The following is a 23,477-nucleotide window of genomic DNA, read 5'->3' as shown; positions in this document are numbered from 1 at the left end:
TCAGCCTTCTGGCCTGCCACGACCAGTTCGGGTCCATGCTGGGTCAGCTCAACCTCATCCTGGCTGAAGCCCGCGATGGCCATCGAGATACGGTAATCGTTCTCGTCGACCTTCTCGATGTTATAGGGTGGCCAGTCGGGCCGCGTACCATTGTCGGGCATGTCGAAAAGACGGTCAAAACCGACGGTGCTGCGATAGAGAGAGTCAAAGGTTCTCATAGCCACATCCTCCTTGAAGCAACATGGGTACAAGGGCGCCGCCCAGCAGCGCCGCCTTTTGCCAAGCCAATCGGCCTCGGCGGGAAACGAATTAGGAAGGGCTGAAAACCGGTTCAAGAGCCCTGTTCAAAAAAATTCCAGTAGCCAGGCCAGCATCCCGCTTCCAATAATTCGCAGCCGCTGAAAAGCAGCTGGCGGCAGCAAAATAGGCCTATTCTGAATTGTGAACGCAAATGGCAATTGGCTCGCCAATGGCAGTTGAATCAAGGAAATTGGTTCGTGGAAATACGCCGACTTCGGCATTGCGCGTCAGCGCTCTCGCTCTGCGCATGCCTTCGGAACGTCGCTCGTCGAGTACGCGGCTTCAGCCCAACCAAACGAGGAGCCAAAACAAGGCGTTTCTAAAATGCCGGATTCCAACGAGGAAAATGGCACGGGCAGCAGGGCTCGAACCTACGACCTGCGGTTTTGGAGACCGCCGCTCTACCAACTGAGCTATGCCCGTACGCGCGTTTCAGCGCAGGCGCTTCCTAAAAGCTTCCGGGCGCGCTGTAAAGAGTTGTCTGACGCGCTTTCAGATCCTTTGCCGGAAATCCGAATAGGTGATGACCAGCCCGTCCCTGCCGATCTCGATTTTTCGCCTGCCTGAAGCCGCATGCCGGCGCTCAATCCCCGGCCGGCGGCTTGTACGGCCCGCCCGGTACGCCCCAGCCCCAGGCCGGCATCGGTTCGGTCTGCGGGTCGCAGGTCTCGCCGAGGGTGGAATTCATCTTGGCAAGCCGTGACCCCCATTCGACATAGCCCATGAAGGCGGAACGGAATTCGGGATCGTCCGGCAGCCCGACCGCATCGGCGGCATCGGCAAGCAAGCTGATCCAGCGGCGGCGCTGTTCCTCCGTCAGATGCTTGCCCAAGTGATGCATGACCATCTCGCGATGGCCGCCATGCTGTTCGCTGTAGGTCTTGGGTCCGCCAAAAACCTCGCCGATGAAGGCCGCGACATGCGCGGGATGATCCGGCGACATGTGTTTGAACACCGGGCCGACCACCGGGTCGCGCGACACCTTGTCGTAAAAGGTTTCCGTCAGCCGGTTGAGGGCTTCGATGCCGCCGGCCCATTCGTAGAGTGTCGGGATATCCTGGCTCATTCTCGATCCTCCCCCGGGCGACGCCTGCCACGACGATAGCGGAGAAATCGGGCATGGCTCAACCTGGCTCGATGGCCAGTTTCTGCGATGCCTACAGTTTGGCGGGCGCCTCCACCGACTCCGGCCCGGTTGTCAGCCCGACTTTGAGGACCCAGCTCTGTTCGCCGCGATAGGCTCGGTCGAGCGTCAGCTCGAGCCCGACATTGATGCGTGCGGCCGCCTTCACGGAAGGCGAAGCAAGGCTTCTCTTCCATGACGATAGGCGCGATCAGCCATTGGACGACGGCACCACGCGGCAATTCTCAGGTTTCGGCGCCGACTTGCAGATGCTGGAACCCGTCAGCGCATCCACCGACTGGCGCCCGGTCGTCAGGCCAACCTTCAGCATCATGTCGGGTTCGAGCTGGCGCTCGACCGAACTGCCCTGGAGCGCCCTGAACAAAGCGGGGCTGATCGCCATCTCGTCGAGGTAGGACTTGACCGCCTGCTTCTGCCCCATCAGATAGAGGCTGAGCCGCGCCTGGGTACCGACAAGCCGCCTGGCGCCACCGGCCAGCATGAGCGCGCAGGCCGAATCGCAGTCGCCGTCGCCATCGACGCTCAGCCCGGCATAGGCGCCTTCCCTGGCCAGGCAATTCCACTCTGCCGGGTCGCAGCCGACGAAATCGGTGCGGGCAACGGCAACGTCGAGCTTCCTTTCATGGATAAGCCGGCCCGCCGCCAGGGCGCCGGAGAGGTCGCCGCCTCGCGAGCTGATCACCACCGGCAGCCGCCGGTTGCCAAGCGTGGCGAGCAATTGGCTGAGTTTCTGCGGCGTCTGGGGCGTAATCGCGCCTTGCGCTGCAATCCATTCCGGGCAGTCGGGATTGCAGAGCGGGTTGCTGCCGCGAACCACGACAAAGCGCATGCCGTCATCGTGTGGCGCGCTCTCCGGCTTCACCGGCAGCGGCGCAGCCTTTGCCACGTCCGGCAGGCCGCCGGCTGGCTTGTTCGCCGGTATTTCCCGGCAATTCGGAGCCGGAAGGTTCAGCCTGCACAGGCTTGCGCTGGTCAGCAAATCTGCAGCGTCGTCGCTGGTGACCAGCTTCATTGTCAGCATGTCGCTGAGGTCGATCTGCTGGATGTCGCTGGCCGGCGTGCTCTTCATCGTCTCGATGATGCTGAGGTCGACACCCATCTCCTTGAAATAGGCGGACAGCTTGCGCTCCACCCCCTTGCTCATCTCGTAGGTCTTGTAGCTGCCGGTGTTCTTGCGGCTGACGACCTTCTTGCTGATGACCCGCTTCTTGCCTTTCACGATCCGGTAGCGGACCTGATATTGCACGTTCATCTGCACGATCGTGGTCGTGATCTGGTGGACGCCGAGATAGGCCAGCGGCCCGACCAGGCGCCTGGTGCCGCCGGCCAGCATCATTGGACAAGCGGATGCGCAATAGCTGCCGAGCACATAGGGGCTGCCGATATAGTGCGCGCCTCTGGCGTCGTTCTCCTTGCAGTTTTTCACCCCTGGCTCGCAGCCGACGAACCAGGTCCTGCCGACCGCGATGTCGAGCTTGTTCTTGCGTATCATCCGGCCCATGGCGATGGCTGCATCGACATCGCCGCCGGGAGAGTTGATGACGATCGGCAATTTGCGGCCGCCGAGCGTTTTCAGGGCAGCCTTGAGCAGCGCCGGCGACTTGGCCGATATCGCACCCTCGGCCGATATCCATTCCGGACAGGTCGGCTCACAGCCCGCCGCGTCGCTGCGCACGACGACGAACCGCATCGGCGGATCCGGATCCGGCTCTGAATTTTTTGTCTCGGCCGCGAAGGCGGCACTGCCCACGGCAAACATCGACACCAGGCAGATCAGCCCCAGTGCCCACCATGACCGACTATGCAAACGGTGCTGTGGAACCATCCGACCAAGCCCTCAATGTAATCTATACTGTAGAGGCTCACAGACTTGCAACAGAGATTGGGACCCCAAAACAGGCACATCTGGCCAACGAAAAAGGGCGGCCCGAGGGCCGCCCCTATCCATTTCGATCCGGCGATGTCGGGCTCGATTACTCTTTGATGGTGACGACGATGCCGGCACCGACGGTGCGGCCGCCTTCACGGATGGCGAAGCGCAGCTTCTCTTCCATGGCGATCGGCACGATCAGCTCGACATCGACCGTGATGTTGTCGCCGGGCATAACCATTTCCGTGCCTTCCGGCAGCGACACGATGCCGGTCACGTCGGTCGTGCGGAAGTAGAACTGCGGACGGTAGTTGGTGAAGAACGGCGTGTGACGGCCACCTTCGTCCTTGGTCAGGATGTAGGCTTCGGCCACGAACTTCTTGTGCGGCTTCACCGTACCGGGCTTGGCCAGAACCTGGCCGCGCTCGACGCCTTCACGATCAACGCCGCGCAGCAGCGCGCCGATGTTGTCGCCNTCTTCCAGAGCAGCCAGCGCCGAACCCTTGACGATCGGAATGTCGTCGCCGGGGAACTCGTTCTTCGACAGAAGCTCGCGAACCTCGAGCTCGACCAGTTCGAGCAGCTCGGCGTCGTCGACCTGGTCGACCTTGTTCAGGAACACCACGATCGACGGCACGCCGACCTGACGGGCAAGCAGGATGTGCTCGCGGGTCTGCGGCATCGGGCCGTCGGCGGCCGACACCACCAGGATCGCGCCGTCCATCTGCGCAGCGCCCGTGATCATGTTCTTCACATAGTCGGCGTGGCCGGGGCAGTCGACATGGGCGTAGTGGCGCGCTGCCGTCTCGTATTCGACGTGCGCCGTCGAAATGGTGATGCCGCGGGCCTTCTCTTCGGGCGCCGCATCGATCTGGTCGTAGCGCTTGTACTCGCCAAAATACTTCGTGNCTTGCCATGATCGACATGGCCAATCGTGCCAATGTTCACATGAGGCTTGTTACGCTCGAATTTACCTTTTGCCATGTGATGTCTCCAATCTGCTCGCCCGTACGGGCCTTGAATTAAGTTACCGATGCAACCCGTTCAGGTTACGCGTATTTCTTCTGGACTTCCTGGGCGACCGCGGTCGGCACAGGCTCATAGTGATCGAACTGCATCGTGTAGGCCGCGCGGCCCTGGCTCATCGAGCGCAGGTTGTCGACGTACTTGAACATGTTGGCCAGCGGCACCATCGCGTTGATGACGACAGCCACGCCACGCGCTTCCTGGCCCTGGATCTGGCCGCGACGGCCGTTCAGGTCGCCGATGACGCTGCCGACATAGTCTTCCGGCGTCACGACTTCGACCTTCATGATCGGCTCGAGCAGCTGCACGCCAAGCTTGGGTGCGGCTTCACGGAAACAGGCGCGGCCGGCGATTTCGAAGGCCAGGACGCTGGAGTCAACATCATGGTAAGCGCCGTCGATAAGCGTCGCCTTGACGCCGATCATCGGGAAGCCCGCGAACGGACCCGACGACATGACGCTGTTGATGCCCTTTTCGACACCCGGGATGTATTCCTTGGGAACCGCACCGCCGACGATCTTGGTCTCGAACTCGAACTCCGAGCTTTCCGGGTTCGGTTCGAACACGATCTTGACGCGGGCGAACTGACCGGTACCGCCGGTCTGCTTCTTGTGGGTGTAGTCCTGCTCGTGCCTGCGGGTGATGGTCTCGCGGTAAGCCACCTGCGGCGCGCCGACATTGGCCTCGACCTTGAACTCGCGGCGCATGCGGTCGACGATGATGTCGAGGTGAAGTTCGCCCATGCCCGAAATGATGGTCTGGCCGCTTTCCTCGTCGGTCTTGACGCGGAAGGACGGATCCTCGGCGGCCAGGCGGTGAAGGGCGAGGCCCATCTTTTCCTGGTCGTTCTTGGTCTTCGGCTCGATGGCGATCTGGATGACCGGATCGGGGAATTCCATGCGCTCTAGGATGACCGGGTGCAGCGGATCGCTGAGCGTATCGCCGGTGGTCGTGTCCTTGAGGCCGGCCAGAGCAACGATGTCGCCGGCAAAGGCTTCTTCGACGTCGGCGCGCGAATTCGCATGCATCTGCAGCATGCGGCCGATGCGCTCTTTCTTGCCCTTGACGGTGTTGTCGACCGAGATGCCCTTGGTCAGCTTGCCCGAATAGATGCGGGCAAAGGTCAGTGAGCCGACGAACGGGTCGTTCATGATCTTGAAGGCCAGCATCGACAGCGGCTCGTTGTCGTCGGCATGACGCTCGATCTCGGCGTCGGTCTTGGCGTCGACGCCCTTGATGGCGGGAACATCGGCCGGCGACGGCAGGTATTCGACGACGGCGTCGAGCAGCGGCTGCACGCCCTTGTTCTTGAAGGCCGAGCCACAGAACATCGGGTAGAACTTGACCGCGATGGTGCCCTTGCGGATCAGCGCGCGGATCTCGTCATTCGACGGCATCTTGCCTTCGAGGTAATTCTCGAGGGCCGTCTCGTCCATTTCGACGGCGGCTTCGATCATCTTCTCGCGGTATTCTTCGGCCCGGGCCTGAAGGTCGGCAGGGATCTCAACGACGTCCCAGGCAGCGCCCAGCGTCTCGTCGCGCCAGACCAGCGCGTTCATCTCGACGAGATCGACGACACCCTTGAACTCGGTCTCAGCGCCGATCGGCAGTTGCATGACGACGGCATGCGCACCAAGACGCGAGCCGATCATCTCGACCGAGCGGTAGAAGTCGGCGCCGATCTTGTCCATCTTGTTGCAGAAGATCATGCGCGGAACTTTATACTTGTCGGCTTGGCGCCAGACAGTCTCGGTCTGCGGCTCGACACCGGCATTGGCATCGAGCAGCGCAATGGCGCCGTCGAGCACGCGCAGCGAACGCTCGACCTCGATGGTGAAGTCGACGTGTCCGGGAGTGTCGATGATGTTGAAGCGGTACATCTTGCCGCTGCGACCCTTCCAGAAGGTCGTGGTGGCGGCGGACGTGATGGTGATGCCGCGTTCCTGCTCCTGCTCCATCCAATCCATGGTGGCAGCGCCGTCGTGGACTTCGCCGATCTTGTGCGACTTGCCCGTGTAATAGAGGACGCGCTCGGTGGTCGTCGTCTTGCCGGCGTCAATATGCGCCATGATACCGAAATTGCGGTAGTCTTCGATTTTGTATTCGCGGGCCATCGTGGATGCCTTCTCAGTCTCGTTCGCGCTTTACCAGCGGTAGTGCGCGAAAGCGCGGTTGGCTTCTGCCATCTTGTGGGTGTCTTCACGCTTCTTCACGGCGGTGCCGCGGTTGTTAGCCGCGTCCATCAGCTCGCCGGAGAGGCGGTCGACCATGGTGGTCTCGTTGCGGTTGCGCGCAGCTGCAATCAGCCAGCGGATCGCCAGGGCCTGGCGGCGCTCGGGGCGCACATCGACCGGAACCTGGTAGGTTGCGCCGCCGACGCGGCGCGACCGGACTTCCACATGCGGCGCGACATTGTCGAGCGCCTGATGGAAGACGGTGACCGGCTCCTGCTTAGTCTTCGACTGAACCTGGTCGAGCGCACCGTAGACGATGGTCTCGGCAACCGACTTCTTGCCGTCATACATGACGGCGTTCATGAACTTGGTAACGATCAGATCGCCGAACTTCGGGTCCGGATTGATCTCACGCTTTTCTGCACTGTGACGACGGGACATGGCTTTTGTCTCTCAATCTCGTAGCCCGACGCATTCAAGCAGCGCCAGGGCCGGAAAATCTTACTTCGGACGCCCCTTACTTCGGACGTTTGGCGCCGTACTTCGAACGGCGCTGCTTGCGGTTCTTCACGCCCTGCGTGTCGAGCACGCCGCGGATGATGTGGTAGCGCACGCCCGGAAGATCCTTGACGCGGCCGCCGCGGATCATGACCACGGAGTGTTCCTGAAGGTTGTGGCCTTCGCCGGGGATGTAGCCGATCACTTCAAAGCCGTTGGTCAGGCGGATCTTGGCCACCTTGCGCAGTGCCGAGTTCGGCTTCTTCGGCGTCGTTGTATAGACGCGCGTGCAGACGCCCCGCTTCTGCGGGTTCTGCTGCATGGCCGGGACCTTGTTGCGCTTCACCGGCGCAATGCGCGGCTTGCGGATCAGCTGGTTGACGGTAGGCATTAAACCCTCTTGTCTCTCAATTCCGTGTCTCGCCCGGTCAGGGCCGCTCAAAGCGCCAATTCCATACGCAAATTCGGGCCATAAACCGCGCCTCGCGGTCCTGCCCGAACAAAATGCAGAGGAAGCGGGAACCGCTTCATGCGCGCCGGAAATGTCTTTTCGCTCGTAAAACGAACCCTGTTTGAGGCAAACTCCAAAGCGTGTCGCTTCGGAAGGGAGAGCCTCACATCGGTTCTGACTGGGCGGCTTCTACTCGCAAGACCGTGAACCGTCAACCCCGGCACGCCAAATATTGCGCGCTGACGACGGCTTGGCAGCCATGCGAAAAACGCATGTAATTTTCTTTCTTCATTTTGCAAGGCAGAGGAAGAAAGTGACCGGGGCAGACAAGAAAGTGACCGGCTTTTGGCTGTCATGCGCGGGTTCTTCATGGCAAAAGGCGCCATGGACAGCCCAAAACCCCTCGCCCGCCCCCGTCTCAAGAGGAATCAGCCCGTGAACGACAATGAGGAACGCCCGGTCACCATCATCACCGGCCGCGTCTGGAAAAAGAAGGGCGGCAAGCCGGAAGGCGTCCATGTGATGCTGGTTGCGCCCGACGACGATTCGGCCGTGCGCCGGGTGCTCGAATCGCTTGCGGCCGAAGGCTATGCCGAAGTCGAGCTCGACCAGATCGGCGATATGGACGGCGAACCCGACGAGGAGCCGCATCTGTCAGCCTTTCAGGGTGCCCTCGAAGGTGAGGTGTCGATCGTCACGTTTGACGTGCCGCTCTGAGCGTCACAGGCTGCTTGCGCCTGTACCGCGCCGGCTTGCCCGGCACCGGTTCTCTGCTAAGAACCAAGCGACTTAACAAGCCAAATTCGAATCCGCGGAGTTCCCATGCCCTCGAACAATGGTCCCATCAAGCTCGGCATCGTCGGCGTCGGCAAGATCGTGCGCGACCAGCATCTGCCGGCAGTGGCCAAGGATGCGGACTACCGCCTCATCGCCGCTGCCAGCCGGCACGGCAAGGTGGACGGCATCCCGAATTTTCCGACCATTGAGGCGATGCTCGACGCGGTGCCCGACCTCGAGGCCGTCTCGCTGTGCATGCCGCCGCAGTTCCGCTACGACGCGGCACGCACGGCGCTGATTGCGAAGAAGCATGTTTTCCTGGAGAAGCCGCCGGGCGCCACCGTCAGTGAGGTCGAGGACCTGAAGCAGCTGGCGGCAGCCAATGGCGTTTCACTGTTCGCCAGCTGGCATTCGCGCTACGCGCCGGCAGTGGAGGCCGCGCGCGCCTTCCTGGCGTCGGCCAAGGTCAACTCGGCTGCCATCGCCTGGAAGGAAGATGTCCGCCGCTGGCATCCGAACCAGGATTGGATCTGGGCGCCGGGCGGTTTCGGCGTCTTCGATCCCGGCATAAACGCACTGTCGATCGCAACCCACATCCTGCCGGCGATGTTCATCATCTCGGCCGTCCTCGACTTCCCGGAAAACCGCGCCTCGCCTGTGGCGGCCCACGTGACCTTCCGTACCTCGGATGGGTTGCCGGTGACCATGGAGCTCGACTGGCTGCAGACGGGACCACAGAGCTGGGACATCTTGGCCGACACCGACAAGGGCAAGATGGTGCTGTCCGGCGGCGGCACCAAGCTCGCCATCGACGGCAAGGTGGTTCACGACGAGCCGGAAGCCGAATATCCCCAGCTTTACCGGCGCTTCGCTGAAATCGTACCCGCCGGCGTCTCCGATGTCGATTTGGCACCCCTGCAGCACGTGGCCGACGCCTTCATGCTCGGCAAGCGCAATGTGGTGGAAGCGTTCTTCGATTGAGCGATGAGTTCTGCCGGACCGCAGTCCGGACACTCATCATGCAGCCTTACTCGACGATCGCAATCGCAAACCCGTCATAGCCTTTGGCGCCGACGGTCTGGATGGCGGTGCCGTCCAGGCGCTTGTCGCCGCCGATGAAGGAAAACGCACCGCGTGCGCCTTCGACATACGCGTCACGGCCATCGTCGTTGAGCACGGTGCCGTCGCGGATGACGTTGTCGCAGATGATGACCGTCCCCGGCCGCGACAGGCGCATGGCCCATGACAGATAATTCGGATTGTTCGGCTTGTCGGCGTCGATGAAGATCAGATCGAACGGAGCGGCATTTTCGGCAACCAGCGTCTCAAGCGACTGAAGCGCGGGGCCGATCCTGAGCTCGACCTTGTCCGACACCCCTGCCCGCTCGAGATTCGAGTGCGCGACTTTTGCATGATGCGGCTCGAGTTCGAGCGTCACGATCTTGCCGCCGACGGGCAATCCCCTTGCCATCCAGATGGTCGAGTAGCCGCCAAGCGTGCCGATCTCCAGCACCTTCCTGGCGCCGCTGATGCGGACCAGCAGCGACAGCAGCTTGCCCTGCGCCGGCGATACGTCGATGGCCGGCAGGCCCTGGTCGCGGTTGGCCGCAAGCACCGCTTCGAGGATGGGATCTGCCTCGAAGAGAGAGGAAACGATGTAGTCGTCGACGTCAGTCCAAACCTTCTTGCTCATGTTTTCCTCGATTCGATTGGGGGTCAAAACGCGAAAAGGGGCCACTGGGCCCCCTTCCTTCTTCTCGTCCTACCGCGCTTACTGCGCGGCGTTGACCATGTCGGTCAGCATCGGCTCAGCGACCTCGACACCGGAGGCCTTGCGGCGCTCGTCGATGATCAGTTCGTCGCGCGAGGTGGCGATGCGCCGGATCTGGCTCATCGTGCCGCCGGTACCGGCCGGGATCAGCCGGCCGACGATGACGTTTTCCTTCAGGCCCTGCAGCATGTCGGTCTTGCCGGCAACCGCAGCTTCGGTCAGCACCCTGGTCGTCTCCTGGAAGGAGGCGGCCGAGATGAAGGACGGCGTCTGCAGCGAGGCCTTGGTGATGCCCAGCAGCACCGGCTGGCCTTCGGCCGGCTTCTTGCCGTCCTCGACCAGGCGCTCGTTGACCTCTTCCAGTTCGATCACGTCGACGTGGTCGCCCGGAATGTAGGTCGAGTCGCCCTGCACCGTGATCTCGACCTTCTGCAGCATCTGGCGAACGATCACCTCGATGTGCTTGTCATTGATCGACACGCCCTGCAGACGGTAGACTTCCTGGATTTCGTTCACGAGGTAGGAAGCAAGTGCTTCCACGCCCTTGATCGCCAGGATGTCGTGCGGCGCCGGATTGCCGTCGAGGATGTAGTCGCCCTTCTCGATGACGTCGCCGTCCTGGAGATGGAACGGCTTGCCCTTCGGGATCAGGTATTCGACCGGCTCAAGCGTCGAGTCATGCGGCTCGATGATGATGCGGCGCTTGTTCTTGTAGTCGCGGCCGAAGCGGATCGTGCCATCGATCTCGGCGATGATGGCGTGATCCTTCGGACGACGTGCCTCGAACAGTTCGGCAACACGCGGCAGACCGCCGGTGATGTCCTTGGTCTTGGCGCTTTCCATCGGGATACGCGCCAAAACGTCGCCGGGACGAACCTGCGAACCCGGCTCGACCGAAAGAATGGCCTCGACCGAGAGCAGGAAGCGGGCGTCGCCGCCCTTCGACAGCTTGCCGACCTTGCCCTTCGGGTCAAGGATGGCGATCGCCGGCTTGAGGTCGTTGCCGCGTGGCGTCGAGCGCCAGTCGATAACCTCGCGCTTGGTGATGCCGGTCGATTCGTCGGCCGTTTCCTGAACGGAAATGCCGTCGACCAGATCCTCGTACGACACCTTGCCCTCGATTTCGGTGAGGACGGGGCGGGTATAGGGATCCCATTCGGCGATACGCTGGCCGCGCTTCACCTTGTCGCCATCGTCCACGAAGATGCGCGAGCCATAGGTAAGGCGATGCGAGGCACGCTCCTTGCCGGCTTCGTCGAGGATCAGCACCGCCATGTTGCGGCCCATGACCATCTGCTGGCCGTCCGAGTTGCGCACCACGTTGCGGTTGCGGATCTCGACCTTGCCCTCATACGAGGCTTCAAGGAACGAGCTGTCCACCACCTGCGCCGTACCGCCCATGTGGAAGGTACGCATGGTGAGCTGGGTCCCCGGCTCGCCGATCGACTGCGCCGCGATAACGCCGACGGCTTCGCCCTGGTTGACCGGGGTGCCGCGGGCAAGATCGCGTCCGTAGCAGACCGCACAGACGCCGATCCTGACCTCGCAGGTCAGTGCCGAGCGAATGCGGACCGACTGCACGCCGGCCTTTTCGATCTTTTCCACGTCACGTTCGTCCATCAGCGTTCCGGCCTTGACCAGAACCTCACCCGAAACCGGATGCGTGATGTCGTCGAGCGAGGTGCGGCCCAGCACGCGCTGGCCGACCGAAGCGACGACCTGACCGGCATCGACGATCGGCTGCATGGTGAGGCCCTTGTCGGTGCCGCAATCCACGGAGTTGACGATGCAGTCCTGCGCCACGTCGACCAGACGACGGGTGAGGTAGCCCGAGTTCGCCGTCTTCAAGGCGGTGTCGGCCAGACCCTTGCGGGCGCCGTGGGTCGAGTTGAAGTACTCGAGCACGGTCAGGCCTTCCTTGAAGTTCGAGATGATCGGCGTCTCGATGATTTCACCCGAGGGCTTTGCCATCAGGCCGCGCATGCCGGCGAGCTGACGCATCTGGGTGGGCGAACCACGCGCACCCGAATGCGACATCATGTAGATCGAGTTCATCGGCTTTTGACGGCCACTGTCCTCGAACTCGACGGCCTTGATGCGGGCCATCATCTCGTCGGCGACCTTTTCCGAGCACTTGGCCCAGGCGTCGACGACCTTGTTGTACTTCTCGCCCTGCGTGATCAGGCCGTCATTGTACTGCTGCTCGTATTCCTTGGCCAAAGCCTCGGTGTCGGAAACCAGCTTGATCTTGGCGTCCGGGATCAGCATGTCGTCCTTGCCGAACGAAATGCCGGCGCGGCAGGCGTGGCTGAAGCCGAGGGCCATGATGCGGTCGCAGAAAATGACCGTCTCCTTCTGACCGCAGTGGCGGTAGACGGTGTCGATCATCTTGGAGATGTTCTTCTTGGTCATCTCCTGGTTGGCCGTCTCGTAAGGCACATTGACGTTCTTCGGCAGCAGCTCGCCGATGATCATGCGGCCAGGCGTGGTGTCGTAGATTTTCGACACGACCTTGCCTTCGGCGTCGACCGTGCGGAAACGACCCTTGATCTTGGAGTGCAGCGTCACCGCCTTGGTCTCGAGCGCGTGCTGGAGTTCGCCCATGTCGGCAAACACCATGCCTTCGCCCGGCTCGTTCTGATTGACGATCGAGAGATAGTAGAGACCCAGGACCATGTCCTGCGAAGGCACGATGATCGGCGCGCCGGAAGCCGGGTGCAGGATGTTGTTGGTCGACATCATCAGCACGCGGGCTTCAAGCTGCGCTTCCAACGAGAGCGGCACGTGAACGGCCATCTGGTCGCCGTCGAAGTCGGCGTTGAAGGCCGTGCAGACCAGCGGATGCAGCTGGATCGCCTTGCCTTCGATCAGGATCGGCTCGAACGCCTGGATGCCGAGGCGGTGCAGCGTCGGTGCACGGTTCAACAGCACCGGATGCTCGCGGATGACCTCGTCGAGGATATCCCAGACTTCCGGACGCTCCTTCTCGACCAGCTTCTTGGCCTGCTTGACGGTCGAGGAGAACCCCTTGGCGTCGAGGCGGGCGTAGATGAACGGCTTGAACAGTTCGAGCGCCATCTTCTTCGGCAGGCCGCATTGGTGCAGCTTGAGCTCCGGACCGGTGACGATGACCGAACGGCCCGAATAGTCGACGCGCTTGCCGAGCAGGTTCTGGCGGAACCGGCCCTGCTTGCCCTTCAACATGTCGGACAGCGACTTCAGCGGACGCTTGTTGGCGCCGGTGATGACGCGGCCGCGACGGCCGTTGTCGAACAGCGCATCGACGGCTTCCTGCAGCATGCGCTTTTCATTGCGCACGATGATGCCGGGGGCGCGCAGCTCGATCAGCCGCTTCAGACGGTTGTTGCGGTTGATGACGCGGCGATAGAGATCGTTCAGGTCGGACGTCGCGAAACGTCCACCATCCAGAGGAACCAGCGGGCGCAGGTCCGGCGGGATCACCGGAACCACCTTCATGATCATCCATTCCGGACGGTTGCCGGACTCCATGAAGTTCTCGACGACCTTGAGTCGCTTCAGATACTTCTTCTGCTTCAGCTCGGACGTGGTCGAAGCCAGTTCCGAACGCAGGTCGCCGGCGATCTTCTCCAGGTCCATGCCGGCCAGAAGGTCATGAATGGCCTCGGCGCCGATCATGGCGGTGAACGAATCCTCGCCATACTCGTCGACGGCGATCATGTACTCTTCCTCGCTGAGCAGCTGGTGCTCCTTCAGCGCGGTTAGGCCAGGCTCGGTGACGATGTAGTTCTCGAAGTAGAGGACGCGCTCGATGTCCTTCAGGGTCATGTCGAGCAGCGTGCCGATGCGCGACGGCAGCGACTTCAGGAACCAGATGTGAGCGACAGGTGCCGCCAGCTCGATGTGGCCCATGCGCTCGCGGCGAACGCGCGACAGCGTGACTTCGACGCCGCACTTTTCGCAGATGACGCCCTTGTACTTCATGCGCTTGTACTTGCCGCACAGGCATTCATAGTCCTTGATCGGGCCAAAAATGCGCGCGCAGAACAGACCGTCACGCTCCGGCTTGAAGGTGCGGTAGTTGATGGTCTCCGGCTTCTTGATCTCGCCGAACGACCAGGACAGAATCTTCTCAGGGCTGGCGAGCGATATCCGGATGGAATCGAACACCTGCGCCGGCGCCTGCGGATTGAAGAGATTCATGACCTCTTGGTTCATGCCGTTCTCCTTTTCGGGGTCCTCGAAAACCCCTTGCATCTAACGCGGGCCAAATGCCCGCTGAGTGGTCGGCCCACTGGCCGTAGAATTTGTCGCATCCGGTCGCGGCGTTCCGCGACCGGATGTCTTGCTTACTCGGCCGCGCCCCTATTCGGCAGCATCTGGCAGCCGGACAGGGTTGTCGTCGAGCTTGGTATTCTCCAGCTCGACATTGAGGCCGAGAGACCGCATTTCCTTGACGAGCACGTTGAAGCTCTCGGGAATGCCGGCCTCGAACGTGTCGTCGCCGCGCACGATCGCCTCGTAGACCTTGGTGCGGCCGGCGACATCGTCCGACTTCACCGTCAGCATTTCCTGCAGCGTGTAGGCGGCGCCATAGGCTTCCAGCGCCCAGACCTCCATTTCGCCGAAGCGCTGGCCACCGAACTGCGCCTTGCCGCCCAGCGGCTGCTGGGTAACGAGCGAGTACGGACCGATCGAACGCGCGTGGATCTTGTCGTCCACCAGGTGGTGAAGCTTGAGCATATAGATATAGCCCATCGTCACCTTGCGATCGAACGGCTCGCCGGTGCGTCCGTCATAGAGCTGCGACTGACCGCTGGTGTGCAGGCCCGCCTGCTCCAGCATGATGTTGATGTCGACTTCATGCGCGCCGTCGAACACCGGTGTCGCGATAGAGACGCCGCGGCGCATCTGCTCGCTGAGGCGAACGATGCTCTCGTCGTCATATTCGCGGACCGGCTCGTTGCGGTCGTTGGCTGGGATGAAGCTCTCGAGCGTCTTGCGCAACGGCTTGATGTCTCCAACCGTCTTGTACGCGTCGATCAGCTCGCCGATCTTCTTGCCCATGCCCGCGCATGCCCAGCCCAGATGCGTTTCCAGGATCTGGCCGACATTCATGCGGCTCGGCACACCCAGCGGGTTGAGCACGATATCGGCATGCGTGCCGTCCTCGAGGAAAGGCATGTCCTCGACCGGAACGATGCGCGACACGACACCCTTGTTGCCGTGACGTCCGGCCATCTTGTCGCCCGGCTGCATCTTGCGCTTCACGGCCACGAAGACCTTGACCATCTTCATGACGCCCGGAGGCATTTCGTCGCCGCGCTGGACCTTCTCGACCTTGTCCATGAAGCGCTGCTCGAGCGCCTTCTTGGAATCGTCGTACTGGCCACGCAGGGCTTCCAGTTCGCTCTGGAGCTTTTCGTTCTCCACCGCAAACTGCCACCACTGCGAACGCGGATACTCGTCCAGCGTGTCCTTCGACAGCTTCGAGCCCTTCTTGAAGCCCTTCGGCCCGGCAATCGCTTCCTTGCCGACGAGAACGTCGGAAAGGCGCGAATAGACGTTGCGGTCGAGGATCGCCTGCTCGTCGTCGCGGTCCTTGGCGAGGCGTTCGATCTCCTCGCGTTCGATCGCCATGGCGCGCTCGTCCTTCTCGACGCCGTGGCGGTTGAACACGCGCACTTCGACGACTGTGCCGAAGGTGCCCGGAGGCATGCGCATCGAGGTGTCGCGAACGTCGGACGCCTTTTCACCGAAGATGGCGCGCAGGAGCTTTTCTTCCGGCGTCATCGGGCTTTCGCCCTTCGGCGTGATCTTGCCGACCAGGATGTCGCCCGGCTGCACTTCCGCGCCGATATAGACGATGCCGGCTTCGTCGAGGTTCTTCAGCGCTTCTTCCGAAACGTTCGGAATGTCGCGTGTGATTTCCTCCGGTCCAAGCTTGGTGTCGCGGGCCATGACCTCGAATTCCTCGATGTGGATCGAGGTGAAGACGTCGTCGGCCACGATGCGCTCGGAGAGCAGGATCGAGTCCTCGTAGTTGTAGCCGTTCCACGGCATGAACGCGACCAGCACGTTGCGGCCGAGCGCCAGATCGCCGAGCTCGGTCGACGGACCGTCGGCGATGATGTCGCCCTTGTTGACGCGGTCGCCCATGCGCACCAGCGGACGCTGGTTGATGCAGGTGTTCTGGTTCGAACGCTGGAACTTCATCAGCCGGTAGATGTCGACGCCCGACTTGCCGGGATCGAGATCTTCCGTGGCGCGGATGACGATACGCGTCGCGTCCACCTGGTCGACGATGCCGCCGCGGCGGGCGCCGATGGCGGCGCCCGAGTCACGGGCAACGATCGGCTCCATACCGGTGCCTACGAACGGCGCTTCGGCGCGCACCAGCGGCACGGCCTGACGCTGCATGTTGGAGCCCATCAGCGCGCGGTTGGCGTCGTCGTTCTCGAGGAACGGGATCAGCGCCGCGGCCACGGACACCATCTGCTTGGGCGACACGTCCATCAGATCGACGTTTTCGCGCGGCGCCATCATCACTTCGCCGGCGCTGCGGCAAATGACGAATTCGTCGACGAAACCACCATTCTTGTCGAGCTCGGCATTGGCCTGCGCGACGTGGTGCTTGGACTCTTCCATAGCGGAGAGATAGACGACCTCATTGGTCAGCTTGCCGTTGACGATCTTGCGGTACGGGCTTTCGATGAAGCCGTACTTGTTGACGCGCGCGAAGGTCGCCAGCGAGTTGATCAGACCGATGTTCGGGCCTTCCGGCGTCTCGATCGGGCAGATGCGGCCGTAATGCGTCGGGTGCACGTCCCGCACTTCGAAGCCGGCGCGCTCGCGGGTCAGACCGCCCGGTCCAAGTGCCGACAGGCGGCGCTTGTGGGTGATCTCCGACAGCGGGTTGGTCTGATCCATGAACTGCGACAGCTGCGAGGAACCGAAGAACTCGCGTACGGCGGCAGCCGCCGGCTTGGCGTTGATCAGGTCCTGCGGCATCACCGTGTCGATCTCGATCGAGGACATACGTTCCTTGATCGCGCGCTCCATGCGCAGCAGGCCGACGCGGTATTGGTTCTCCATCAGCTCGCCGACAGAACGCACGCGGCGGTTGCCGAGATTGTCGATGTCGTCGATCTCGCCCTTGCCGTCGCGCAGCTCGACCAGCGTCTTGACCACGGCCAGGATGTCGTCCTTGCGCAGCACGCGCACGGTATCCTCAGCCTTGAGCTCGAGGCGCATGTTCATCTTGACGCGGCCGACGGCCGACAGGTCGTAGCGCTCCGAGTCGAAGAACAGCGAGTTGAACATGGCTTCGGCGGTTTCAAGCGTCGGCGGCTCGCCCGGGCGCATGACACGGTAGATGTCGAACAGTGCGTCCTGGCGGCTCTCGTTCTTGTCGACGTTGAGCGTATTGCGGATGTAGGCGCCGACATTGACGTGGTCGATGTCGAGAACCTTGATCTCGCTTTCGCCCGTGCCGAGCAGCACCTTCAGCGTCTTTTCATCGATCTCGTCGCCGGCTTCGAGGAAAATCTCGCCGGTGCCGTAGTTGACGATGTCCTCGGCCAGGTAATTGCCGAGCAGATCCTCGTCGGTCGCCTTGATCGCCTTCAGACCCTTTTCGCCAAGCGCCCTTGCCTGGCGGGCGGTGATCTTCTTGCCGGCCTCGACGACAACTTCGCCTGTGTCGGCATCGACGAGGTCGCCAACGGCCTTGAGGCCGCGGAAACGCTCGACGTTGAACGGGATGCGCCAGTGGTCGCCGGCGCGCTTGTAGGTGATCTTGTTGTAGAAGGTCGACAGGATCTCTTCGCCGTCCATGCCGAGCGCCATCAAGAGCGACGTCACCGGAATCTTGCGGCGGCGGTCGATGCGGGCATGCACGACGTCCTTGGAATCGAACTCGATGTCGAGCCACGAACCGCGATAGGGAATGACGCGCGCCGCAAACAAAAGCTTGCCCGAGGAGTGCGACTTGCCCTTGTCATGGTCGAAGAAGACGCCCGGCGAACGGTGCATCTGCGAGACGATGACGCGCTCCGTGCCATTGACGATGAAGGTGCCGTTGAGCGTCATGAGCGGCATGTCGCCCATATAGACGTCCTGCTCCTTGATGTCCTTGATCGACTTTGCGCCGGTATCCTCGTCGATATCGAACACGATGAGGCGCAGCGTCACCTTGAGTGGCGCGGCATAGGTCAGGTCGCGCTGACGGCATTCGTCAACGTCGAATTTCGGTCCTTCGAACTCGTACTTCACGAACTCCAGCATCGAGGAGCCGGAGAAATCGGAGATCGGGAAAACCGACTTGAAAACGGCCTGCAGTCCCTCGTCCGGACGCCCACCCTTGGGCTCCGCCACCATCAGGAACTGGTCATAGGATGCTTTTTGAACCTCGATCAGGTTCGGCATCTCCGCAACTTCCGGAATCTTTCCGAAGAACTTGCGTACGCGTCTGCGGCCATTGAAAGTCTGGGTCTGGGCCATCGTCGCTCCTTAGCTATAAACTCGGGGCGAGCCTCGCCGCGGCTCACCTTGCATGCGCGGCCACCTCGGCGGCGGCCCCTGATCTGTTTCCCGCCGCCTGGCGGCGACGGCTAAAACGGGAGAAAACCCGTTTCCTGAAGGCCGGTTTCGGCCCTCAGGAAAGAGGTTCTCGTACATCTCGCGCTACGCATCCTCCCCTCTGATGAAGGGAGTGGCGGACGGCGCGAGGCCGCCCGCCGCTTTTACGCTTACTTCAGGTCGACCTTGGCGCCGGCTGCTTCCAGCTGGGCCTTGAACTTCTCAGCGTCAGCCTTGGAAACGGCTTCCTTGACCGGCTTCGGAGCTGCTTCGACCAGATCCTTGGCTTCCTTGAGGCCCAGGCCGGTGATGGCGCGGACTTCCTTGATGACGTTGATCTTCTGAGCGCCTGCCTCGGTGAGGACGACGTCGAATTCCGTCTTTTCCTCAGCCGGAGCAGCAGCAGCGGCAGCGCCGCCGGCAGCGGCAACCGCCACCGGAGCAGCAGCCGAAACGCCCCACTTTTCTTCCAGAAGCTTCGACAGCTCGGCCGCCTCGAGGACGGTCAGCTTCGAAAGGTCGTCTACGATCTTTGCCAGATCAGCCATTGTTGTATTCCTTCATCAGGTTCGAACGTGTGTTTGTGATAGCGAGGAACGGCCTCATGCCGCCTCGTCCTTCCGGGCGTAAGCGCCGATGACGCGCGCGACCGAAGCCGCTGGCGCATTGACGATCTGGGCGATCCGGGTTGCCGGCGTGGCGATCATGCCAACCAGCCTGGCGCGCAGCTCATCGAGCGACGGAAGTGTGGCGAGTGCCTTCACACCGTCGGCGTTGAGCGAGGTGGTGCCCATTGCGCCGCCGAGAATGACCAACTTGTCATTTCCCTTGGCGAAATCGGACGCGACCTTCGGCGCCGCAATCGGATCCTCCGAATAAGCGATCAGCGTCTGTCCCTTGAACAGGTCGATGATCGATGCGGAGTCCGTGCCCTGAAGAGCGATTTTGGCGAGACGGTTCTTCGCGACTTTGACGGTGCCACCGGCAGCGCGCATTTTCGACCGAAGGTCGTTCATTTGCGCGACGGTGATACCGGCGTAGTGGGCCACGACGACTGAACCAGCGCCTGCAAAAGCACCATTCAGGCCCGTGACGAGTTCGCGTTTTTCCGCTCTGTCCACTGCCTATCTCCAGTTGACCCCTGCCCCGCTAGTGGGACAGGCGTCGGGTTGCCTTTTTGCCGGCCGGGCCATCCATTACAGATCTCCCGAACGACGCTCGAGGATCCTGCCCCCTTTCGCCACATCGACGGCAAGCCGGAGATGCGCAGACAAAAGGCAAACACGGTTCGAACCTTTCATTGGAGCTTGTCGCTCCGTTGTCCGGTTTTCACCCGTCTCATGCAGGCCCAATTCGATTAAGGCTTCTGGGCCGCCTGCAATCTCGGACAGGATGTCCGGAAGCCTCTCGGCTTCCGGTACCGGGCCGCCGACAAGTCGGAGGCCCGGAATTCACTTGCGGATCAACGCCTTGGCAGCCGATCCAGATGTTCGTATCAAGACGCTGCGAGCGTCGAGACGTCGAGCTTGAGGCCCGGGCCCATCGTCGAGGTGACCGACACCTTCTTGACGTAGTTGCCCTTGGCGCCAGCCGGCTTTGCCTTGGTCACGGCATCGGCGAAGGCGCGGACGTTTTCTTCCAGCGCCTTGACGTCGAACGAGACCTTGCCGACGCCGGCATGAACGATGCCGGCCTTCTCGACGCGGAACTCGACAGCGCCGCCCTTCGATGCCTTGACGGCGGCGGCGACGTCGGTGGTGACGGTGCCGACCTTCGGGTTCGGCATCATGCCGCGCGGGCCGAGCACCTTGCCCAGACGGCCGACCAGCGGCATCATGTCCGGCGTGGCGATGCAGCGATCGAAGTCGATCGTGCCCTTCTGGACGATGTCGACCAGATCCTCGGCACCGACGATGTCGGCGCCGGCGGCGCGAGCCTCATCGGCCTTGCCGCCACGTGCGAACACGGCGACGCGGACAGAGCGGCCGGTGCCGTTCGGCAGGTTGACCACGCCGCGGACCATCTGGTCGGCATGGCGCGGGTCGACGCCGAGGTTCATCGCAACTTCGATGGTCTCGTCGAACTTCACCGTCGAACGGTCCTTGAGCAGCTTCAGCGCCTCACCAAGGGCATAGGCCTTGTTGGGGTCGATGCCGTCGCGGGACTTCGATACACGCTTTGCAATCTTTGCCATGATCTCAGCCCACCACTTCCAGACCCATCGAGCGGGCGGAGCCCTCGACCATGCGCATGGCCGCCTCGACGTCGTTTGCGTTCAGATCCTTCATCTTCTGTTCGGCGATGGCGCGCACCTTGTCGCGACCGATCGTGCCGGCCTTGATCTTGCCCGGCTCTTTCGAACCCGAAGTCAAGTTCGCCGCCTTTTTCAGGAAGTAGCTCACCGGCGGCGTCTTCATGACGAAGGTGAAGGACTTGTCCTGGTAATAGGTGATGACGACCGGGATCGGCGATCCCTTTTCCATTTCCTGGGTCTGCGCGTTGAACGCCTTGCAGAATTCCATGATGTTGATGCCGCGCTGACCAAGTGCCGGGCCGATCGGCGGAGACGGCGTAGCCGATCCCGCTTTGACCTGGAGCTTGAGCTGGCCTGCAATTTTCTTAGCCATCTCTTTCCTGCCTTTATCTCATGCCGGCCCCAGTATCGGGAACACCGGCGGTTGCAGTCTGGTGGTGCGGTCCGCGCGGCCGGCTAAAGCCGCATTCGCCTCCCACCCGTTCATGGCCGCGCGCTTTCCGCGCCGCCTCCCCTTGCCGGCGAACCGGCGCAGGGTTTTCGGATCAGCCCTTTTCGACCTGTCCGAATTCCAGATCGACCGGCACGGCGCGCCCGAAGATCGAAACTTCCACCTTGAGCCGCGCCCGCTCCTCGTCCACTTCCTGGACGAAACCGTTGAACGAGGCGAACGGACCATCCGAAACGCGGATCGCCTCGCCGATCTCGAAAGTGACCGAGGGCTTCGGCCGCTCGACGCCTTCCTGAACCTGGTTCAGGATGCGCTGCGCCTCGGCTTCGGTGATCGGCACCGGCTTGGAGTCACCGAGGAAGCCGGTGACCTTCGGCGTGTTCTTGACCAGCGAGAACACCGCATCGGTCAGATTGGCCTTGAGCAGCACATAGCCCGGAAAGAACTTGCGCTCGGCATCGACCTTGCGGCCGCGGCGGATTTCGACGACCTTCTCGGTCGGCACCACGATCTGCTCGATATCGGCGGACAGGCCCTTCTGCTTGGCCTTGTTCTCAATGTCCTCGGCGACCTTCTTTTCGAAGTTCGAATAGGCGTGGACGATGTACCAGCGCGCGGTCATTTCAAGACTTCTCCGTAATCGCCGGACTTAATGGCCGAGGCTCAGTAACCGCTCGATCGCGTAGCCCATGGCCACGTCGGCGGTGAAGAAAAAGATCATCGCGATGACCGCGAATACGAGCACCATCACCGTCGAGATCATCGTCTCCCGGCGCGACGGCCAAGTCACCTTGGCAGTTTCCGCGCGGACCTGCTGGAGAAAGACGAAAGGATTTGTGGTTTTCGAAGCCATATGCCGCTCTGTCTTCAAGACCCGTTGGCCGGGTCTCCTGGATGATCCCGCTGGCCGGGACGTGCCGCCTGGGTTCAAGTCGACGCCGAATCAGCGCCATTTCGCCCATGCAAATCGGACGCGTAAAGCCGGCTTCCCAGCTCCACGCGTCGCGTGTCTGTTGTGTCTACATAAAACCGATTCTTGATCCACGCAAGTGGCAAGTGTCCGCTTTATGACCAAACGCCGCCTCGGAACCATCCAGTCGTCCCGTCCCGGCTATCGAGGCCTTATGCCTCAGTTCGCCCAATATGGCAAGCCACCTGCCCTTTTTCAATGCCGGACCCCAATTCCAGGAGGTGGATCCGGAAATCAGGCACGCGATTACAAGTTCGAGGAAATGGCGTTGCGGACGAACCTGCGACCTGCTGTTTTGGAAACCAAATGAAGCGCACGCAAGATTGGAATCCAGCTGCCCATGCCGAGGCAGCTGGATCAACCCAGGGTTAGTTAGGCACAGGCGAGTTCGACCCCGGCCACTGCGCCGATTCCGCATGGTGGGCGTGGGCGCGGCGCGATCACTGCCGGGCACGGGGGCGGGTCGTCGTCATCGTCGGGGCCGAAAGAACGGCCCCGACGCCGCCAAGCCTTGAGAACGCTGCGGCGCGAGGAGGGTCGCCAAGGCAGCACCCGGCCTGAAGTCTCTTTCCCCAGCGTGGGTTTCTCATCCAGAGCCTTCAACGCACTCAGAATCTGGTCGACAGGGATTACCGTGCCGTTGTCCAGGCGGCGCAAGGCAGGCTGGTTTTCCACCGCGCAGGCATCGGACGCCCACGAGGAAAGCAGTGCCCGCTTTTCTCCACTGCTGAGGCGTGGATGGTTGATGACGTTGTCTGGATTGTCGAGCAGGCACAAAGAAGTTTCAATTTTGCCCGAGCGTGCCGCAGAAAGTGTCGGTGTCTCGTAGAAGTTGTCCATCTCCATTCTCCGCAATCTGGGCCTCCCGGCCGAAGCCGGGAGGCGGACCGCCGGGATAACTGAATCGATACGATCAGGCCGCTTTGCGGGTGCGTTCCGTATCCTGGGCGATCTGCTTGCCCACCTGGGCGTCGCCGGCCCCGATGCTAATGCGGCGCGGCTTCAGCTCTTCGGGAATCTCACGGACGATGTCGATGGTCAGGAGACCGTTCTCAAGGTTTGCTGCCTTGATCTTCATGTGGTCGGCAAGCTTGAACGTCTGCCTGAAACTGCGGTAGGCGATGCCCTGGTGCAGCAGCTGGCGTCCGCTCTGGTCATCAGCCTTCTGGCCTGCCACGACCAGTTCGGGTCCATGCTGGGTCAGCTCAACCTCATCCTGGCTGAAGCCCGCG

The 23,477-nt window shown here is 62.0% G+C and carries 18 protein-coding genes, 1 tRNA gene and 2 pseudogenes; 2 read left to right on the top strand and 19 right to left on the bottom strand.

Features of this window, described 5'->3' with window-relative positions; translation table 11 throughout:
• The 8 genes and pseudogenes from X751_RS135670 to rpsL form a co-directional block, all read right to left on the bottom strand.
• Positions 1-218 (bottom strand): annotated as a pseudogene (locus X751_RS135670) (heat-shock protein); the annotation flags it as partial.
• A gap of 429 nt (positions 219-647) precedes the next feature.
• A tRNA-Trp gene (locus tag X751_RS135675) sits at positions 648-723 on the bottom strand.
• Between the two features lie 160 nt (positions 724-883).
• On the bottom strand, positions 884-1,366 hold the full coding sequence (locus X751_RS135680; protein ID WP_023667442.1) for a group II truncated hemoglobin: 483 nt from the start codon (positions 1,364-1,366) through the stop codon (positions 884-886).
• Between the two features lie 268 nt (positions 1,367-1,634).
• Positions 1,635-3,269, bottom strand: a complete 1,635-nt coding sequence (locus X751_RS135685; protein WP_023746379.1) for a hypothetical protein — start codon at positions 3,267-3,269, stop codon at positions 1,635-1,637.
• Positions 3,270-3,417: 148 nt separating this feature from the next.
• Positions 3,418-4,298, bottom strand: a pseudogene (locus X751_RS01000000164520) (GTP-binding protein).
• A gap of 65 nt (positions 4,299-4,363) precedes the next feature.
• On the bottom strand, positions 4,364-6,454 hold the full coding sequence (gene fusA / locus X751_RS135690) for an elongation factor G (protein ID WP_023667430.1): 2,091 nt from the start codon (positions 6,452-6,454) through the stop codon (positions 4,364-4,366).
• A 30-nt stretch (positions 6,455-6,484) separates the two neighbouring features.
• The gene (gene rpsG / locus X751_RS135695; RefSeq protein WP_008875664.1) at positions 6,485-6,955 is read right to left on the bottom strand and encodes a 30S ribosomal protein S7; all 471 of its coding nucleotides are present in this window, start codon (positions 6,953-6,955) and stop codon (positions 6,485-6,487) included.
• Positions 6,956-7,031: 76 nt separating this feature from the next.
• The gene (gene rpsL, locus X751_RS135700) at positions 7,032-7,403 is read right to left on the bottom strand and encodes a 30S ribosomal protein S12 (protein ID WP_006333356.1); all 372 of its coding nucleotides are present in this window, start codon (positions 7,401-7,403) and stop codon (positions 7,032-7,034) included.
• Between the two features lie 495 nt (positions 7,404-7,898).
• Between rpsL and X751_RS135705 the strand changes: the two genes are divergently transcribed.
• A complete protein-coding gene (locus X751_RS135705; RefSeq protein ID WP_023746378.1) occupies positions 7,899-8,180 on the top strand; it encodes a hypothetical protein in 282 nt (93 codons plus the stop codon).
• Positions 8,181-8,285: 105 nt separating this feature from the next.
• Positions 8,286-9,221 (top strand): Gfo/Idh/MocA family oxidoreductase, encoded by a 936-nt coding sequence (locus X751_RS135710; RefSeq protein WP_023746377.1) that lies wholly within the window; start codon positions 8,286-8,288, stop codon positions 9,219-9,221.
• A gap of 46 nt (positions 9,222-9,267) precedes the next feature.
• Here the strand turns inward: X751_RS135710 and X751_RS135715 are convergent, their stop codons facing one another.
• The 11 genes from X751_RS135715 to X751_RS00835 form a co-directional block, all read right to left on the bottom strand.
• Positions 9,268-9,933 (bottom strand): O-methyltransferase, encoded by a 666-nt coding sequence (locus tag X751_RS135715; protein ID WP_023746376.1) that lies wholly within the window; start codon positions 9,931-9,933, stop codon positions 9,268-9,270.
• 78 nt (positions 9,934-10,011) lie between these two features.
• Positions 10,012-14,208: a DNA-directed RNA polymerase subunit beta' gene (rpoC, locus tag X751_RS135720; protein ID WP_023667434.1), complete on the bottom strand. Its 4,197-nt coding sequence runs from the start codon at positions 14,206-14,208 to the stop codon at positions 10,012-10,014.
• 147 nt (positions 14,209-14,355) lie between these two features.
• Positions 14,356-18,492, bottom strand: a complete 4,137-nt coding sequence (gene rpoB / locus X751_RS135725) for a DNA-directed RNA polymerase subunit beta (protein WP_023746375.1) — start codon at positions 18,490-18,492, stop codon at positions 14,356-14,358.
• Positions 18,493-18,740: 248 nt separating this feature from the next.
• Positions 18,741-19,118, bottom strand: coding sequence for a 50S ribosomal protein L7/L12 (rplL, locus tag X751_RS135730; protein WP_023667436.1), 378 nt, complete (start codon positions 19,116-19,118; stop codon positions 18,741-18,743).
• A gap of 54 nt (positions 19,119-19,172) precedes the next feature.
• Positions 19,173-19,691, bottom strand: a complete 519-nt coding sequence (rplJ, locus tag X751_RS135735; protein ID WP_023667437.1) for a 50S ribosomal protein L10 — start codon at positions 19,689-19,691, stop codon at positions 19,173-19,175.
• Between the two features lie 374 nt (positions 19,692-20,065).
• Positions 20,066-20,764, bottom strand: coding sequence for a 50S ribosomal protein L1 (gene rplA / locus X751_RS135740; RefSeq protein ID WP_023667438.1), 699 nt, complete (start codon positions 20,762-20,764; stop codon positions 20,066-20,068).
• 4 nt (positions 20,765-20,768) lie between these two features.
• Positions 20,769-21,197, bottom strand: a complete 429-nt coding sequence (gene rplK, locus X751_RS135745; RefSeq protein ID WP_006333334.1) for a 50S ribosomal protein L11 — start codon at positions 21,195-21,197, stop codon at positions 20,769-20,771.
• 172 nt (positions 21,198-21,369) lie between these two features.
• Positions 21,370-21,897 carry a transcription termination/antitermination protein NusG gene (gene nusG / locus X751_RS135750; RefSeq protein WP_006333333.1) on the bottom strand — a complete coding sequence of 176 codons (528 nt, stop codon included), beginning with the start codon at positions 21,895-21,897 and terminating at the stop codon, positions 21,370-21,372.
• Between the two features lie 27 nt (positions 21,898-21,924).
• Complete coding sequence (gene secE / locus X751_RS135755; RefSeq protein ID WP_023667439.1) at positions 21,925-22,128, bottom strand: preprotein translocase subunit SecE; 204 nt, start codon at positions 22,126-22,128, stop codon at positions 21,925-21,927.
• 489 nt (positions 22,129-22,617) lie between these two features.
• Positions 22,618-23,085: a hypothetical protein gene (locus X751_RS1000000167305; RefSeq protein ID WP_023731757.1), complete on the bottom strand. Its 468-nt coding sequence runs from the start codon at positions 23,083-23,085 to the stop codon at positions 22,618-22,620.
• Between the two features lie 73 nt (positions 23,086-23,158).
• Positions 23,159-23,477: Hsp20 family protein (locus X751_RS00835; RefSeq protein WP_023746374.1), on the bottom strand; the 319-nt coding region annotated here is incomplete at its 5' end.

It is taken from the genome of Mesorhizobium sp. LNJC394B00 (genome assembly GCF_000502555.1).
Lineage (GTDB): Bacteria > Pseudomonadota > Alphaproteobacteria > Rhizobiales > Rhizobiaceae > Mesorhizobium.
Note: the sequence above shows the minus strand (reverse complement) of the source record. Positions and strands in the feature narration are given on the sequence as shown.